Genomic DNA, 16,148 nt, shown 5'->3' with positions numbered 1-16,148 from the left:
GAACAAATTTGAGGGGTGTCTAGTTATGAGATTCTTCATGTGCTATGTGCAAAAGCAGTGACTCAATTAGATTGTGAGTTTTGTCTTAACTTTCCTGGAGGGTAACCAAACTTCTTTGTAAATGCGCCGATAAAGTTATTCACATGAGAATAGCCAAGCCTAGCGGCAATGGTCTTTAGGGGTACGTCACTCTGCTGTATCGCCTCATAGGCTTCGGTTAGGCGTCTATCGGTAATAAATGAATACATTGACTGGCCAAACTCAACAGCAAATTGTTCATTTAGTCTCTTTGAGGAAATTCCAAACTTACCTCCTAACTCATCAAGGGTTGGAAGCTTGCCGTCAAGGTTAAGAAGGTACTCCCTAGCCGAGTGAGCGGCCTCTACTAATTTCTTATCGTTCTTCTTATGCTCAACCGGTTTATTGATATACGAAACCAGAGCACAGAAGTACTCAATAATCTTTGACTGCGCGTAGAGCTTTTGTAGATCACCGGCTACCGTGTGAGAGAAGCTCTCACGTAAAAATTTGGAAATACTAATGGGTGTGGGTATGGCTTTGATCGCTGGTGTTGGGTCCAGCTTTAGCGCGTCGTAAAGGCTGTTAACAATCTCATCGCCTAATAACTTCTTGAGACTAGAATCGGCCGCAATTACACCGTTCATTCGCAGTAAGGTGCTACTGCCATCAGCTAGTGGAGTAACGCTGAAATCTTTTGCATGTCTAAAAAAATCAATCCCGGGCTTAAAAATAATATCCATCTTGGGGATTTCTTCTTGATGGACGGCAATACCGCCTGTGATGGATTGCACCACTAGGGTCGGTTCAGGAAAGTTAAATGAGAACCTGCCAATTGAGATCATCTGGCCTGCTGCGGCTGGGGTGAATTCTTGAACTCCGTGAACTATTAGGATTCCCGGGAGAATTTCTAGCTGCTCGTAATACCCTGCGCCAAGTTCTTTTGGTATCTGGTAGTGGAGCCTTTGAACTTGGTTACCGCCAGATGTAATTGATGTCGACTGAATGGAGTCATCTTTAATTAACCAGTCGATCTTGAGTTTGCTCTGCATCGGTGGATTTTAAGCAGTTTTTCTTCTATGAATTGTTTGCTATCCACTATTCATAGAATAATGACGTCAATCCATAGAAGATGGGGATAGCTATGTGGGTTGTTGGCTGTGAAAATTTTGGCAATTCCAAAATTGACCAAAACACATATGAATAACAATCTGCATCACAAGCCCCGACTCAAATACATAGCAATCAGTCTAATTATTACTGGAGTATTAGGCCTAGGCTCATCTAGAGTATTTGCGCAATCGGCAACAGATGCCGTCAATTCAACCGCTGGAGCTGCAACTAGCTTAAATTCAGCGGGAATAGGGACAACAACCATCAATGGTTCAACTGGCGTCTACGACAGCAATACTGCGGGCACAGTCATCACCGGAACCAATACGAATGCAACTGCAGGTTCCGGTTCAATTGGAGTTTTAATTAACTCAAGCAACGGATTAATTGATATTCGAGCTACCGGTACTGGGGATGCGGCGCAATTCAATACCAACGGAACAACGACAACCCGTATTGGTAATACTGCGGCAGGTAACGGGGGAACTGAAATTTACGGTAGTGTTACATCATTAAATGGCGGGGGCTTGTACGTTAATCAGGCATCAAATTTTCGTGGCGCTGTGAACATTCAAAATCCATCAGCTGGAAATGTTACGACAGCTTCAATTACCACTCTAGGATCTGCATCTTTTACTGGCTTAAGTGTTTCTGGCGCCTCATCAACAACAGGTATTACCAATACTGGTGCTTTAACTAGTACTGGCGCTACAAATATCAATACCTCTGGTAGTGCTTCAACAAATATTGGTAATGCAGCATCAACCAATACGATTACTGGCACAAATAATGTTGTTGGCACAACATCCATTAATACATCTGGTTCATCAACCACACAAATTGGCCATACTGGCGGTGGATCTGTTTCTTTATATGGCACCTCTGTTCAAATCAATAACTCTGGTGCAGGATCAACAACGATTGGCACAGCATTCTCGCCATCATCTACCGCACAGGTATTTGGCGGCACAATTACGATTGGTAACGACGTAACTACTGCTGCCGCTTCCAATATTTCCTTTAATGGCAATAGGCTTCAGTCTGTTGGTGTTGCAACAAGCCAAACCGATGCTGTAAATCTAGGGCAGTTGCAGGATGGATCAACAGCAATAAGTGTGGCTAGCGTAAATGCTGGCTCAGGGATCATTCAAACAACAGGTGCAATACAGGCTGGTACATTAACTACCACTGGTGCAGCAACCGTAGGTAGTCTTAATGCCGGATCTGGCACGATTCAAACAACTGGAGCGGTGCAGGCGGGTACCTTAACTACTACAGGCAATACGGTTGTTGGTTCTGCTTCAAACTCAACTGTAACTGTTGGTAACCAGACTGGTGGCGTTGGCACTTCAACCGTTAGCTTTAATAACAATAAACTGCAGAATGTTGCAGCAGCAACTGCTCTGACCGATGCCGTCAACTTGGGTCAAGTCAATCAGTTAATTGCAGCGTCCGGCGGCGGAGCTTCACCTGCGCTCCAAAATCAAGTTAATGGTATTCAAAATCAAGTTAACAATTTACAAAACCAAGTTAATCAAAATAACCTAATCGCTCAACGCGGTGTTGCGGGCGTTAGTGCGGTAGCTAATATCCCAGCATTGGAGACCAATAAACAGTTTGCCGTGGGTATTGGCGTAGGTAACTACATTAGTGCTAGTGCGATTGCTGTTGGCGCACAAGCAAGACTTTCTGAGAATGTAGTTTTTAAGGTATCAGGTAGTTCTTCAACTGGTAGTTACACAGCTGGCGCAGGTTTAGGTATCAGCTTCTAATTATGAAGAGCACATTAAAATTCTCATTTTTGGTTGGCTGTCTATTCATATTGGCTCTTAGTGCTCAGAATAGTCAAGCCCAACAAAAAGCTCAAATGCAGTATGTCGCTACATTTGAAGCAGGTCAACCTGGCGCAGGAATTTACAAGCTTTATGACCAGTCTGACGACGTCATTTGTTATATATTGATGCCAGAGACAGCTTCAAGAAAGCAGGTGGATAATAAATGGGTTTATGAATCGAATTCATTGGGCTCAATCAGCTGTATTAAAGCTAATTCACTGGCAAAATCTGCAGTCAAGAAGTAGCTTGTTATAAAAGCATCATCAAGCCTCCATAGATAGAGGATGGTTAAAAGCGTGCCCAACCCCAACAAGCCACGCACCCCACAGCAAGCACGCTTAGACGCATTAAAAACGCAGAAAGACAATGTCAGCAGAGCGTTAGACACGGAGCGTAAGCGGCAGAAGGTGGCAAAAGCACAGCAGAATTTAACGAAGGCAATGTCTGCGTAAGCAGGAAAAGCAGAACACCGTTGAACAGGATTAAAGATCCTGATGTGGCAATGGATTGAGCAATTACAAGGCGATTGACAACAGTAGAGAACATTTTTTGAAAGTTCTACTACAGTTTGCGTATAATAAGCAGTCTTGGCCTGGTAGCTCAGTCGGTAGAGCAGAGGATTGAAAATCCTTGTGTCGGTGGTTCGATTCCGCCCCGGGCCACCAAGAAACACTAAAACCACCTTCGGGTGGTTTTTCCATTTATAGGAGCTCTACCCCAAAGTTTTTCATTGCTAGGGCAAATAGCCCGAAACAAATAACAGTCACAACAAGACTTACTCCCATTGTTAGCCAGAAGCCTAGCTTTGGAAGTAAGTATGGAAATAGCAGAAACATTGGTAGTGTGGGGATTACATACCAAAAAGTGTAATAAGCGTGATTGGCAATTTTCTCTTCAGGTTGGTTTTCTATGTAGAGCCAAGTGAGCGTAAGCAAAGTCATTAGAGGTAATGCCGCAATAAAACCTCCTAGCCTATCGCTTCTTTTAGCAACTTCGGAAATGAATACAACCATTCCAGCTGTTAAAAGATATTTGGTAATGATCCAAGCCATTTGAGCCTTTTGAAGAAGTGGTTATTGGATAGTCTAAAGCAGAGTTGGGAATCCTCGGCCCTGGTTAGATTCCGCCCCGGGCCACCAAGAAACACTAAAACCACCTTCGGGTGGTTTTTTCATTTTTAAGGGGTAGTATGAGATAACCGTCAATAAGATTGAATGCTAAAAATGAATTCATATTCCCGCCGCGCTATTTTTAAGATGATTGGCGCCATTTCATTTTTCTCGATGCTGGATAGCAATACATTATTGGCCGCCAGTGATCAGCCGCCAATTGCCTCAAATGTGATGACTCCTGAGGGCGCCCTTAAGCGCCTAATGGAGGGAAATAAAAGATATACGACAGGTAAGGTTAATGCTCGAAATTTCACAAAAACAAGGGCGGCACTAACTAAGGGCCAAAATCCTTATGCCTCTATATTGTCATGTGCCGACTCAAGAGTAAGTCCAGAGCTCTGCTTTGATGAGGGTCGAGGAGATTTATTTGTAAACCGCTTGGCGGGAAATTATGTTTCTCCAGATATCCTAGCAAGCATTGAATATGGCGCGGCAGTATTGAATTCCCCATTGATAATGGTCTTGGGCCATACTGAATGTGGTGCAATCAAGGCCTCAATCAAAGCCGATAAAGATAATGTTGACTTCCCTGGACACATTCAAACCATCACTACCAGCCTTCGTGGTGCCGTTAAGGCTGGGCAAAAGGATGGTGGCGATTTGCTTGCTGCGACCACATTAGAAAATATCAAAATCAATGTGGCAATGCTCAAAGATTCAACTCCATTATTGAGACAGTTGGTCGCAAATCAAAAATTGATAGTTGTGGGCGGCCTTTATCATTTAGACGCGGGCAATGTCGAGCTGGTTGCTTAGTCTAGAAACTAGATGTACGAATCCTAGGCTCTGGTTCGATTCCGGCCCGAGCCACTAAGAAACACCAAAAACCACCTTCGAGTGGTTTTTTCATTTACGGGCCCCTTAGAATGTTTCTTATATGACAAGAGAAGAACGCTTTCAGCAAATAGCCAAAGAGCTTGGATACAGCTTTGATGGAGAAATCAAGGTTGGGGGCAACTACGCTCCTTTGGTGCGACATCAAAACACCATCTATATCAGCGGACAAATCCCTCGCATTGGTAATCATGTAGTTATTCAGGGTGCCCTAGGGGCTGATGTCTCCCTTGAAGCTGGACAGGTGGCCGCAAAGATTTGTGTAATGCGAGCAGTTGCGCTTTTGCTAAAGCAATTGGGATCATTGGAACAAGTTCAAAAAATTTTGCGAATTTCTGTCTATGTGCAGTCTTCAGCCAGCTTTACCCAGCAAAGCGAAGTGTCAGATGGAGCCTCTGAAGTCCTATATTCAATCTTTGGTGATGCTGGAGTTCACTCAAGAACATCTGTTGGAGTATTTCAACTGCCCAAGAATGCACCAGTAGAAATTGATTTTGTGGTGGCGGTGGATTAGGCATTCCTAGGTACTAATTAATAAGCATTCTTCATAATAGTTGTATAGCTAACCATTTTGTGATATAGTGACTTCATGTTTGAACAGTGCCTATATTTCAACACTACCTCCCTTGCTCGTAAGTTAGAGCGGGAATGGACATTAGCATTCAAACCATTTGGCCTAACTCCATCTCAAGCATTCATGCTGAGAGTGATTTTAGAAAAGCCCCAGTCCTACCAAAATGCTTTAGCTAAAGAAATGAATATCACCAAGCCTACAGCCTCTAGAGGCTTAGATGGATTGGAGCGCTTAGGGCTAATAGAAAGATTGCCATCAGCAAATGATGCTCGTGAAATGGAAGTTCATCCCACTAAAAAAGCCAAGGCCATGAAAGATGGAATCAATGCTGCCAGCGGTGAGGTGACCAAGAAGTTTAAGAAGTTATTGGGAGCCGATGAGTTTTTAGATGTTGTAGGAAAGCTGAGGGGAATTAGTAGTGCTTTGTAGAGCCCCCTATTTTTTGTTCATATAGTTGTATAGCTAACTAATTAGAAGAATATTATGCCAATTTTAAATGTCAAGGTCAGCGGTAAAAAGTCAGCGGAAACCACCAAACGGATTAATGAATTGCTTCTAGATCTCACTCACAGAATTCTCGGTAAGAAGAAAGAAGTTACAGCGATTACGATTGATTATGTAGGGCATGATTCTTGGTTTGTTGGGGGGCATCTACTAAGCGAGCAAGGAAAAAATAGTTTTTACTTTGATATCAAAGTGACCGATGAAACTAACACCAAGGATGAAAAGGCCCAATATATTAAGGAGGCATTTGAAGGCTTTGAGCAAATTCTCGGCAACATACATGAAGAAAGTTATATCTATGTTCAGGATGTTAGTGCGGCATCCTATGGCTATGGTGGAAAGACTCAGGAATATAGATATCACAACTGATGCCGAATTTGATATCTCGGGCCAAGGTTGCACTAGTAAAGCCCAGGGAAATAAGACTACTAGGAACAAGGTCTCTATTGGCGATATTTATGTGTGAGAATGAATGCACTTGTCCTCAAAGATAAAAACAAAGGGAATTAATAATGATTAAAAATATCTCTCTATCAATTGGCGCTTTGTCTGTTTTAGTGCTGACTGCCTGTCAGTCAATGGAGCATGGAACTGGACAAAAGGCCTCTGCTGCTCTTGAGTCGCGTTCAGGATCAAGTGCCAAGGGTACGGTTAATTTTGTATGGCAAGGAAATGATGTCCTCGTCACTGGAAACTTTTCTGGCCTGAAACCTAATTCTGAGCAAGGTTTTCATGTTCACGAAAAAGGGGATTGTTCTGCCCCTGACGCAACAAGCGCTGGTGGCCACTTTAATCCAGATACAAAATCACATGGCATGCCTGGAAGCGGATCGAATCACGCTGGAGATATGCCAAACATCAAGTCAGATGCTAATGGAAATGCCAGCTATTCAGCAAAGTTGAGTGGATTTGCCGTTAATAGCGGATCCAATGGAATATTGGGTAGATCTGTTGTAGTGCATCGCGACCCAGATGATTACAAATCTCAGCCGGCCGGAAATTCAGGCCCAAGAATTGCCTGTGGACTGATTAAATAAGTTGGATAGTATTTACTTTGGCTCCGGCCGCCATCTTTAGTAAGTTCTAAACCACCTTCGGGTGGTTTTTCATTGAGTTCGTCGGATGATGCCCTACTAGTTTATCGAGCATCATCAAGAAATATTGATTTAAACGACAATACTAACGAATGCCAATAATGAGGAGACTGAATGTACAAGCTCATAGCCTTTGATGCCTATGGAACATTATTTGATGTCTATTCCATGGGAAAGTTAGCGGAAGAATTATTCCCAGGCAACGGCCAGCCCTTCGCCCTAATGTGGCGTGATCGCCAAATTGAATACACTCGCCTGGTCACTATGAGCGACCCTAATCCTGGAGGCAGTAAACACTATCTCCCCTTTTGGGAATTAACGGTTCGCTCATTGCGTTATGTATGTAAACGTATGAAATTAAACCTCACTCCTGAGTATGAGGAGCGATTGATGGGCCAGTACGCCAAGCTCACTGGTTTTGAAGATAGTTTGAGTGTGCTAAAGACAATTAAAAATAAAGACATCTCCACAGCAATTTTGTCGAATGGAAGCACCGAGATGTTGGCAACAGTAGTTGAGAGTAATGGCCTGACGGCTTACTTGGATAAAGTGGTCACTGTTGAGGAGATCCGCTTATTTAAGACCGCCCCCCAATCCTATGAACTTTTATTAAAAGCATTTCCGGTTTCTAGGGAAGAGGTTTTATTTGTGTCGAGCAATGCTTGGGATGCGCTAGCAGCCAAGTGGTTTGGATTTGATGTGTTTTGGGTTAATCGTCTTGGGCATCCTTTTGAAGAAATTGGTGAGAAGCCAAACTATGAGGGTAGCTCTCTAAGTAAGGTATTAGAGCTTATTTAAGGATGTCTCAGCGTTATTGAATACAGCAATTCTTGCATTCATTAGTCAGAGAAGATCTAGCAAAGTCAGCATCGGCAATGGTGACTCGGGGGGAGTCTTTCTCTTGCTAAGGTAAGGTAAAAAATAAGGGAGGCAAAGCCTCCCTTATTGGTAACTCATTACTGGATATTAATTAAAACAAATCTGCATTCATTGCCTTAGTCCAAGCGGCGACAAAGTCGTTTACAAACTTCTCCTTGTTATCGTCTTGTGCGTATACCTCTGCATAAGCGCGCAGGATAGAGTTGGAGCCAAATACCAGATCAACTCGAGTAGCTGTCCACTTGGTTTCTCCTGTATCGCGCTCAACAATATCGTAGCTATTTCTGCCGGTCGGCTTCCACTGGTAATTCATATCAGTCAGATTGACGAAGAAGTCATTGCTTAATGCACCCTCTCTTTCTGTGAATACACCCTGTTGAGTCCCGCCATGGTTTGTTCCAATGACGCGCATACCGCCAACTAGGGCAGTCATCTCTTGCGCAGTGAGCCCCATCAACTGTGTACGGTCTAAGAGCAACTCTTCTGGAGTGACAACATAGTTTTCCTTCAACCAATTTCGATAGCCGTCCGCTAGAGGCTCCAGAACTTCAAATGACTCTACATCTGTCATTTCTTGAGTGGCATCGCCACGGCCTGGAGTAAATGGCGCCTTAACGTCAAATCCCCCGGCCTTAGCGGCTTGTTCAATGCCAATATTGCCGCCGAGTACGATCGTGTCAGCGATGCTGATACCAGATTCTTGGGCGATTTTTTCATAGACTGAGAGCACTCTTGCCAAACGCTCTGGTTCGTTTCCTTCCCAGCTTTTCTGAGGCGCTAAACGAATGCGTGCACCATTAGCTCCGCCACGTTTATCTGAGCCGCGATAAGTGCGAGCACTATCCCAGGCAGTTGTCACCAGATCGCGAATCGATAAGCCGCTAGCCTTGATCTTGGTTTTTACAGACTCAATGTCATAGCCTTTTGGGCCCGTTGGGATGGGGTCTTGCCAAATTAAATCTTCCTTAGGTACGTCTGGTCCGAAATATCTCGCTTTTGGCCCCATATCGCGATGGGTTAACTTAAACCAAGCCCTAGCAAATGTTTCAGAGAAATAAGCCTGATCCTTGGAGAACTTTTCCGAGATCTTGCGATACTCAGGATCCATCTTCATCGCCATGTCCGCATCCGTCATCATCGGCATGCAACGAATCGAGGCATCCTCAACATCGACTGGTTTATCTTCTTCTTTGATATTGATAGGCTCATATTGCCAAGCGCCTGCCGGGCTCTTAGTGAGCTTCCAGTCGTAATTGAGTAATAGATGGAAGTAGCCGTTATCCCACTGGGTAGGATGTGCTGTCCAAGCACCCTCAATACCACTGGTGACAGTATCTCTGCCAATACCGCGAGTCTTGTGATTCATCCAGCCAAGGCCTTGTTCATCAAGTGGCGCACCCTCTGGGGCTGGGCCAAGATTTGCTGCATTGCCATTTCCATGCGCTTTGCCAACGGTATGTCCGCCAGCAGTCAGTGCAACCGTCTCTTCGTCATTCATCGCCATGCGGGCAAAAGTCACGCGAATATCTTGAGCAGTTTTCAAGGGGTCTGGATTACCATCCACGCCTTCTGGATTTACATAAATCAAGCCCATCATGACAGCCGCAAGAGGGTTGGCTAAATCTCGTTCACCAGAATAGCGACTTCCTTCCCCGCCACTTTTTTGGAGCCATTCTTTTTCGGAGCCCCAATAGATATCTTTTTCTGGATGCCAAATATCTTCGCGGCCAAATGAGAAGCCAAATGTTTTGAGTCCCATGGATTCGTAAGCAATAGTGCCAGCCAAGATCATCAGATCAGCCCAGCTTACTTTGTTGCCATATTTCTTTTTAATGGGCCATAAGAGGCGACGGGCTTTATCTAAGTTGGCATTATCTGGCCAAGAATTTAAAGGGGCAAAGCGTTGATTACCTGTTCCAGCTCCACCACGACCATCGGCAATACGATAGCTACCGGCAGAGTGCCATGCCATGCGTATCATTAGGCCGCCATAGTGACCCCAATCCGCTGGCCACCAATCTTGGCTATTGAGAAGTAACTCTTTCATATCCTGCTTGAGTGCGCCTACATCAAGTTTTTTTAATTCATCTCGATAGCTGAAAGATGGACCCATGGGGTTTGTCTTTGTATCTTGCTGATGAAGAATGTCGAGATTAAGTGATTTTGGCCACCATGCCATAGGGGTACTGCTGGATTCGGTATTGGCCCCGTGAGCAACTGGGCACATTCCTTTTGATGTCATTTAGATCTCCTTCTATATAGGTAAATCATTTTTGGTTTTTTCAACCTGACTGTTTCAGATTAACTGATAAACCAATTGTTTGTCTGTATGCGGCTGAGTGATCTATTCACCAGCCATAAATGCGATCAGAATATTCATAACTTGCCTTTCGTTGTTTGTTGCGATGAGGCCATCTTGTTCCTTATCAAGGGATCCGTCCAATGAATTAATATGAACTTATTAATCTAATAAATAGATAAGCAGATAAGACGACAACAGCGTGTTAAAGATGGAAGAAATCAAGAAAAAAGCTGCTCTGCCCAGTCAATGCACCCCCTTGCGGCATGCGAAAGCAGGTCGCCTTAATAGTCTCTAAACTACGGGCATGAAGCAGCTTATCTCCTTTTTTCTGATTACATCCTTTGGTATTGTCTTTGCACAAGAAGGATCTAATTCTTATGACTTAAGGGTGGCTGTTACTAGAGCGGGTGATCGTTTTCAGGTGAATGCAAGCTATGAGGTGCCGATTACTCCATGTGAAGCCTTTGCATTTATTACTGACTATGAGGGCGCCAAAAATTTGCCGGGAATAGTGGATTCAAAAGTACTTTCTAGATCAGGCAACAAAGTGAAGGTTGCCCGCATACTCGAGGAAAGAATTCTGTTCATTCCATTTGAAATGCGATCTGAGCTAGAGTATGTTGAGGTGCCTAATAAAGCATTACTCTTTGAGCAGTTAAGCGGAGACACAAAGTATTACAAGGGAAGTTGGCGGCTTTTGCCTGGGAAGGATTTCACCACTTTTAAATACGATGCACAAGTTGAACCAAGTTCTTTCGTGCCATCAGCAGTGATCGAATTCTTCATTAATAATATTGTGCGCCGACAGTTTGAATCAATGGCTGAGATGGCATCACTCAAGAGGCCACTGTCCGCAAAGGCCTGTAAATAATTAAGGTGAAATTCATGACTAGTATCAATCAGCTGCCCAGTGACCTACCCATACCCCAGGATGATGGAGCTGCCAATCATTTAGTGGGTATGCGCTTGCCTGCTATCTCCTTGAGCACAACTACTGATAGCCAATTCAATTTCGGTGAGATTAGCGGTCGCTTGGTGATTTACTGCTATCCAATGACGGGCCAGCCTAATGTCGCGTTACCAGAGGGCTGGGATCAGATACCGGGAGCAAGAGGATGTACGCCACAAAGTTGCTCTTTTAGAGATCACTATCAGGAGCTACGCTCCTTAGGTGCCGATGTGGTGGGTCTCAGTGTGCAGTCTACTGAATACCAGCAAGAGATGGCAAATCGCCTACATTTGCCGTTTCCGGTGCTAAGTGATGTGGATTACCGATTTCAGAAAGCCTTGCAGTTACCCACCTTCGTTGCTGCAGGCATGACTTTATTAAAGCGTATTACGCTGATAGTGAATGATGGCGTGATTGAGGCTGTGCACTATCCCATCTTTCCAAGCGATAGCGATCCAGCTTGGGTGATTCACTATTTAAAAAATAATCCCGCTTAATTTCGTTTCACCTAGGCACCTAGGCCGCCTGAATACTGATCTCAACCCCACTTTTATCCCAAGTAGCGGTTCAAACGGCGCGGGAGACTACAAATGGCATACAGAACAGCAAAATCCCCTTTTAGCGCGGCTTAATGCTGTTTTTTTGTAATAAGCACTTAATCTGACGAGGCTTTATGTTGCTTTGCAGCAATATTTGCTTGCTAAGTACAAAATTAGCCATTAATATGGTGCAGTGCAACAAATAACCCATTAAAGGAAACGCCATGTTCAAAAATCAATTTGCAGAAAATCAAGCTAAATCCGTAGAAAGCGCACGCGCGCTGAGTCAAACTGCCCTTGAGAATGCTCAAGAGTTAGCAGAAATCAATTACCAGGCTGCACAGCAAGCCGTAGCAAATGCGCAAGCGAAGGCCGCCGAGTTATTAAAGGGTAAAGATGCCAAAGCCGCATTAGACCTCCTGCAAAGCCCAGAAGTACAAGAGGCTGTTGCTGAAGTTGCTGCGTACCAGAAAAAAGTGGCTGCAGTATTGCGTCGCGGAAATCAAGAATTGGTTGAGGCTGTAGAAGCTGCCATTGATCAATCACAGGATGATCTGAAGAGTTTCGTAGCTGCCGCTACATCAAAGGCACCCGCTGGATCAGAGGCCTATGTCAGCGCCTTTACATCCGCATTCAATACAGCCATGCAAAATTTCGACCAAGTACGTTCAACGACTCAAGATGCTTTTGCAAATTTCGAGAAGAGTGTTGAAACAGCGATGAAGACTGCGCAAGGCCAATTTGGTCAGACTCCAAAGGCAACAAAAAGCCGCGCTAAGTAATTAGCAGACAATAGCCACACAAAAAGCCCCGTGTATGCGGGGTTTTTTTATGGCCTTACTTCAAAAAATTTAAGCAAATAGAGCCATCCATTACAGAAGCGAATATGCACGAGTTTGAAATGATCTAGCTCTCAGATTATTTTATTGGGCGACAGGATTAATTTCTCGTAAATCATGGGGCTAGGTATAAGCCAGTAGTCAAAAAATAACTTCAGGAGATATACTTATCTCAAGCAGGAGAGTGAGGTCATAGGCCTCCACCGAAGGCGCAAACTCCCATGAACGCTCAGGTACCCAACAGGAAGGTACTGCTTATCCTAAACAGCCGTCTGGAGAGCCATCATATTTATGGTGCACCGAAGGAGCAAGCACTCAGCTAGGTCTCAGTGTGAATCTCTCAGGTATCAAGGACAGGGGGAGCGGCAAGCGTGTGACGTATTCATTGCGCACGTGCATGTTAGGAGTCCTGTATGAATATCGTCCCCAGCTAACTCAGTAACAGCGAATTACCAATCCCTCCACCGGGAGCTATATAACTTACTGAATAAGGCATACAACATGAGTAATACCTATACCAAAGAAGCCCCATACCATCCAGGCTATGAAGATGCATCTTTTAAACAGGAAATATCAAAAAGTGTTTTGGAGTTAAGTGAACTTAGGCGAGTGAATGCGCGCTACTTAAAATTTGCCGATGCGATTGTAGATTTCTGTAAAGCGAGCCATGTGGCAACCAAAAAGGTGACCACTGGATAGGGCTTCTTGGGCAGTACACGCTAAAAAATTAAAAGCCACCTTCGGGTGGTTTTTTACATTCAATTCTTGATAAGATCATTTACCTAAATTAATTCTGAATACATCATGAGACTTGCCCGCCTAATTTCTATATTGTTAGTGGCCCTATTTTTCCTTGGCGCCTGCACTAAAGAAGAGTCATCTAATGTCATTAAGGTTGCCGTATCTCCTACGATACCCCCCATGCTTTTTGAAAAAGATGGCAAATACACAGGTATAGATTTAGAGATTTTCGAAGGCTATTGCAAGTCACGTGGCTGCACATTCAAAATGACTGCATACGATTGGCTGGGTATGCTGGGCGCGGTAACTAGCGGACAAGCTGATGTTGCATTTTCAGGAATCTCCATTACCGATAAGCGTAAAGAAGTAATGGATTTTTCTAACCCCTATTTCACCAGTACTTGGCAGCTGATTGGTTTAAAAAATCGCCATATCAAAATTACAGATTTATCCCAGCTAAAAAAATATACCATTGCTTATCCGACGGGTAGCGTGTTTGATGATTATGTAAAAACAGTCTTGCAGCCAAAAGGCTATTACTCAGTAGAGCAGGTCAAGCTATATCCTTCGCCAGCAGAGGCGCTGATCGCATTGCAAAATGGTAATGTGGATTTGGTGTTTGTAGACAACGTCATGCTAGTTAATTATCAAAAATCCTTAAACCTCCCAGTGAGTAGTAGCTACCAAGTGGTTGGGTTTGATAATTTGGGGTTTGCCTTTAAAAAGGGATCAAAGTTACGAGATGACTTTAATCTATACCTTTCTGAGCTAGGCCCAGAAAAGTTAAAAGCGATTATTAATCGTTGGACGCAATAAATTGAAGTGAATCCCGTATATTGGGTTAAAGTGCATCTTAAGCCGATTATTTCAATTATTCATAAGGAAAATATGTCCCATCATGACAAGTTAATTGCTGCTTTTGAAGCGTATCAATCAGAGAATGAAAAGTTCCATGGAAAAGGAATTAAAGCTTCTGCTGCAAGAGCTCGTAAGGCTTTGCAAGAGATTGCTGGTTCCTGTAAAGAGCGCCGCAAAGAAATTACCGCTGAAAAAGAAGCGCTTGAAGGCAAGCCAAAGGGTGAGGGCATGTCACAAGACGCTGCCCGTCACGCGCATATCAGAAAGTAAACCTTTTCTGAAAAGTTCAAAGTCACCTTCGGGTGACTTTTTACTTAGAGGTCAATATTTTCTAAGGCAGGACCCTCTAGGTGGCGAGTGTCGGCCCATTGCTCTACTGACCAGCCATTAAGTTCGCTATGGGTAATCCAATTTAATGAAGCATTTGGTACTGAAGCCACCCTTTCAGCATTTAAAGCTTGCTTGCTAGCAATCCGATACATCATGTCGAGCGTGCCGCCATGGCTAACAATCAAAATGGTTTTACCAGCATGCCTCACTTGGATTTTGTCTAGAGCACTTTGTACGCGTAATGCAAACTGCTGAATACTTTCACCGCCAGCGAGCTCATGCTCCAAGTCGCGAGCAATGTGGGCTTGCCAAATATCAGGCCTCTGCAATGGCGCCTCGCTAATTGAAAGTCCTTGAAGTGCACCAAAATGACGCTCGCGTAAAGTGCTATCTACTTGGGCATCTACGCCAAATAATTCAACGACAGCATTTGCAGTGTCAGCTGCTCTTTTAAGGTCACTGGTATACAAGACATCAAATGTGAGATTGATGTCTTTAAGGGCTTGTGCCATTTGGCGCGCTTGTAAGGCGCCCCTTGAATTTAAGGGAATGTCTGTGTGTCCTTGCAGACGTTTCTCCGCATTCCAGGAAGTTTCGCCATGGCGAATTAAGCAGAGTCTAGTTGTGAGCATATTGCTATATTAAGTTGAATTACTTTTTCAGTATCCAGGCGCGCGGGTTATGCTCAAAACCAAGATGTTCGTAGTAGGAGTTTGCCTTCGGGGCTGCTAGAAGCACAATCATGCACTCTGACCCTAAACGCTTTTGAGTTTCTTCAATGAGGCGTTTGCCTATGCCTTGCCGTTGGTATTGCTCATCGACCGCAAGGTCAGCCAAATAAGCCACATAGGAAAAATCTGTCAGGCTGCGACTGATCCCAACTAATTTGTCACCGTCCCATGCGGAGATGGTGAGGTTTGCATTGGCTAGCATTGCTCTAAATGTTTCAACATTGTTGATCGGGCGACGCTCTCCTAGCGTAGATCGGGTATAGAGATCAATTGCCTGTTCGGGATCAATGCTGGCATGCTCGGTATAAGTGATCATTTTTCTTGGCTACCAGTGTGGGTGAGCATGTCCCCATGGTTAAGTATTCCAGACTCAAGCGCTTCCGCTCTGAGACCGCCTCTACCTTCAAATACAGTCATAAAATCCGGCCTTCGAAGTAAGTTGGCTGGTCGCTGGCAGGGTACACACAATTCAGTACCTTTAAACGCCAGGCCCCCTAAATAGAAAATCTTGCCAACTAGGCTATTGAGTTCATCCTCAGAGATACCGCTGATCACGAGATTTCTGCGAGTATCGCCTTCGCTAAAGGGCGTCTGGTGTTTAGCGAGTAATTGACAATTAGCCCGCTCCACACCAGAGAGGGCGATAAGAGAAATATGGCGTATCTTAGCTTTAGTTTTGGAGAATGCGCCCAGGCCTAATGCATATCGATCACCCACAATTCCCGCGCCGGCAATAATGTCAGCTTGCTCGATTGGCATCATGGGCTCACCTGCTAGGTTAGCAATAAAAATCGAGTGAATCTGGGGGGATGCCTTCATAACAAGAGCATATTACA

21 protein-coding genes, 1 tRNA gene and 2 riboswitches are annotated in these 16,148 nt (G+C 44.2%); of the genes, 16 read left to right on the top strand and 6 right to left on the bottom strand.

Annotated features, from left to right (window positions below):
* Positions 1 to 62 precede the first annotated feature (62 nt).
* A complete protein-coding gene (locus ICN42_RS02070; protein ID WP_216250191.1) occupies positions 63 to 1,070 on the bottom strand; it encodes an AraC family transcriptional regulator in 1,008 nt (335 codons plus the stop codon).
* A gap of 147 nt (positions 1,071 to 1,217) precedes the next feature.
* Between ICN42_RS02070 and ICN42_RS02065 the strand changes: the two genes are divergently transcribed.
* The 4 genes from ICN42_RS02065 to ICN42_RS02050 all read left to right on the top strand — a co-directional run bounded on the left by ICN42_RS02065 (position 1,218) and on the right by ICN42_RS02050 (position 3,631).
* The gene (locus ICN42_RS02065; RefSeq protein ID WP_216250189.1) at positions 1,218 to 2,903 is read left to right on the top strand and encodes a YadA-like family protein; all 1,686 of its coding nucleotides are present in this window, start codon (positions 1,218 to 1,220) and stop codon (positions 2,901 to 2,903) included.
* A 2-nt stretch (positions 2,904 to 2,905) separates the two neighbouring features.
* The gene (locus ICN42_RS02060) at positions 2,906 to 3,211 is read left to right on the top strand and encodes a hypothetical protein (RefSeq protein ID WP_216250186.1); all 306 of its coding nucleotides are present in this window, start codon (positions 2,906 to 2,908) and stop codon (positions 3,209 to 3,211) included.
* A 51-nt stretch (positions 3,212 to 3,262) separates the two neighbouring features.
* Entirely contained in the window at positions 3,263 to 3,418 is a 156-nt protein-coding gene (locus ICN42_RS02055; RefSeq protein ID WP_216253024.1) for a hypothetical protein, read from the top strand.
* 137 nt (positions 3,419 to 3,555) lie between these two features.
* A tRNA-Phe gene (locus tag ICN42_RS02050) sits at positions 3,556 to 3,631 on the top strand.
* Between the two features lie 36 nt (positions 3,632 to 3,667).
* On the opposite strand, the gene ICN42_RS02045 is transcribed toward ICN42_RS02050, so the two are convergent.
* Positions 3,668 to 4,018, bottom strand: coding sequence for a DUF3147 family protein (locus ICN42_RS02045; protein WP_216250182.1), 351 nt, complete (start codon positions 4,016 to 4,018; stop codon positions 3,668 to 3,670).
* 171 nt (positions 4,019 to 4,189) lie between these two features.
* On the opposite strand from ICN42_RS02045, the gene ICN42_RS02040 reads away from it, so the two are divergent.
* The 6 genes from ICN42_RS02040 to ICN42_RS02015 all read left to right on the top strand — a co-directional run bounded on the left by ICN42_RS02040 (position 4,190) and on the right by ICN42_RS02015 (position 7,942).
* Positions 4,190 to 4,894: a carbonic anhydrase gene (locus ICN42_RS02040; RefSeq protein ID WP_255539206.1), complete on the top strand. Its 705-nt coding sequence runs from the start codon at positions 4,190 to 4,192 to the stop codon at positions 4,892 to 4,894.
* A 121-nt stretch (positions 4,895 to 5,015) separates the two neighbouring features.
* Positions 5,016 to 5,486 carry a RidA family protein gene (locus ICN42_RS02035; RefSeq protein ID WP_216250179.1) on the top strand — a complete coding sequence of 157 codons (471 nt, stop codon included), beginning with the start codon at positions 5,016 to 5,018 and terminating at the stop codon, positions 5,484 to 5,486.
* A gap of 75 nt (positions 5,487 to 5,561) precedes the next feature.
* The gene (locus ICN42_RS02030) at positions 5,562 to 5,975 is read left to right on the top strand and encodes a MarR family winged helix-turn-helix transcriptional regulator (protein WP_216250176.1); all 414 of its coding nucleotides are present in this window, start codon (positions 5,562 to 5,564) and stop codon (positions 5,973 to 5,975) included.
* A 54-nt stretch (positions 5,976 to 6,029) separates the two neighbouring features.
* Positions 6,030 to 6,419 (top strand): 4-oxalocrotonate tautomerase family protein, encoded by a 390-nt coding sequence (locus ICN42_RS02025; protein WP_216250173.1) that lies wholly within the window; start codon positions 6,030 to 6,032, stop codon positions 6,417 to 6,419.
* Positions 6,420 to 6,562: 143 nt separating this feature from the next.
* Positions 6,563 to 7,087 (top strand): superoxide dismutase family protein, encoded by a 525-nt coding sequence (locus tag ICN42_RS02020; RefSeq protein WP_216250169.1) that lies wholly within the window; start codon positions 6,563 to 6,565, stop codon positions 7,085 to 7,087.
* A 171-nt stretch (positions 7,088 to 7,258) separates the two neighbouring features.
* Complete coding sequence (locus ICN42_RS02015; protein ID WP_216250166.1) at positions 7,259 to 7,942, top strand: haloacid dehalogenase type II; 684 nt, start codon at positions 7,259 to 7,261, stop codon at positions 7,940 to 7,942.
* 172 nt (positions 7,943 to 8,114) lie between these two features.
* On the opposite strand, the gene katG is transcribed toward ICN42_RS02015, so the two are convergent.
* The gene (gene katG / locus ICN42_RS02010; protein WP_216250163.1) at positions 8,115 to 10,265 is read right to left on the bottom strand and encodes a catalase/peroxidase HPI; all 2,151 of its coding nucleotides are present in this window, start codon (positions 10,263 to 10,265) and stop codon (positions 8,115 to 8,117) included.
* Between the two features lie 364 nt (positions 10,266 to 10,629).
* On the opposite strand from katG, the gene ICN42_RS02005 reads away from it, so the two are divergent.
* The 6 genes from ICN42_RS02005 (at position 10,630) to ICN42_RS01980 (ending at position 14,521) form a co-directional block, all read left to right on the top strand.
* Positions 10,630 to 11,196, top strand: coding sequence for an SRPBCC family protein (locus ICN42_RS02005; RefSeq protein WP_216250160.1), 567 nt, complete (start codon positions 10,630 to 10,632; stop codon positions 11,194 to 11,196).
* Between the two features lie 14 nt (positions 11,197 to 11,210).
* Positions 11,211 to 11,771 (top strand): peroxiredoxin, encoded by a 561-nt coding sequence (locus tag ICN42_RS02000; RefSeq protein WP_216250157.1) that lies wholly within the window; start codon positions 11,211 to 11,213, stop codon positions 11,769 to 11,771.
* Positions 11,772 to 12,037: 266 nt separating this feature from the next.
* Positions 12,038 to 12,595 carry a phasin family protein gene (locus ICN42_RS01995; protein ID WP_216250155.1) on the top strand — a complete coding sequence of 186 codons (558 nt, stop codon included), beginning with the start codon at positions 12,038 to 12,040 and terminating at the stop codon, positions 12,593 to 12,595.
* Between the two features lie 232 nt (positions 12,596 to 12,827).
* A riboswitch (glycine riboswitch) is annotated at positions 12,828 to 12,908 on the top strand.
* A gap of 6 nt (positions 12,909 to 12,914) precedes the next feature.
* Positions 12,915 to 13,019, top strand: a riboswitch (glycine riboswitch).
* A 134-nt stretch (positions 13,020 to 13,153) separates the two neighbouring features.
* On the top strand, positions 13,154 to 13,351 hold the full coding sequence (locus tag ICN42_RS01990) for a hypothetical protein (protein ID WP_216250152.1): 198 nt from the start codon (positions 13,154 to 13,156) through the stop codon (positions 13,349 to 13,351).
* A 105-nt stretch (positions 13,352 to 13,456) separates the two neighbouring features.
* Entirely contained in the window at positions 13,457 to 14,209 is a 753-nt protein-coding gene (locus ICN42_RS01985) for a transporter substrate-binding domain-containing protein (RefSeq protein ID WP_216250149.1), read from the top strand.
* A 72-nt stretch (positions 14,210 to 14,281) separates the two neighbouring features.
* Positions 14,282 to 14,521: a hypothetical protein gene (locus ICN42_RS01980; protein WP_216135496.1), complete on the top strand. Its 240-nt coding sequence runs from the start codon at positions 14,282 to 14,284 to the stop codon at positions 14,519 to 14,521.
* Positions 14,522 to 14,565: 44 nt separating this feature from the next.
* Here ICN42_RS01980 and ICN42_RS01975 read toward each other — a convergent pair whose 3' ends face one another.
* From ICN42_RS01975 to ICN42_RS01965, 3 genes are read right to left on the bottom strand one after another with little or no spacing between them, the layout of a single operon-like run.
* Complete coding sequence (locus tag ICN42_RS01975) at positions 14,566 to 15,213, bottom strand: histidine phosphatase family protein (protein WP_216250145.1); 648 nt, start codon at positions 15,211 to 15,213, stop codon at positions 14,566 to 14,568.
* A 19-nt stretch (positions 15,214 to 15,232) separates the two neighbouring features.
* Positions 15,233 to 15,628 carry a GNAT family N-acetyltransferase gene (locus tag ICN42_RS01970; protein ID WP_216250143.1) on the bottom strand — a complete coding sequence of 132 codons (396 nt, stop codon included), beginning with the start codon at positions 15,626 to 15,628 and terminating at the stop codon, positions 15,233 to 15,235.
* A complete protein-coding gene (locus ICN42_RS01965; RefSeq protein WP_255539205.1) occupies positions 15,625 to 16,131 on the bottom strand; it encodes an MOSC domain-containing protein in 507 nt (168 codons plus the stop codon). Before ICN42_RS01965 ends, ICN42_RS01970 begins: the two co-directional genes overlap by 4 nt.
* Positions 16,132 to 16,148: the final 17 nt, after the last annotated feature.

The organism is Polynucleobacter sp. 71A-WALBACH (assembly GCF_018882365.1).
GTDB lineage: Bacteria > Pseudomonadota > Gammaproteobacteria > Burkholderiales > Burkholderiaceae > Polynucleobacter.
The sequence above is the reverse complement of the archived record's forward strand: the minus strand, read 5'-3'. Positions and strand labels throughout refer to the sequence as shown.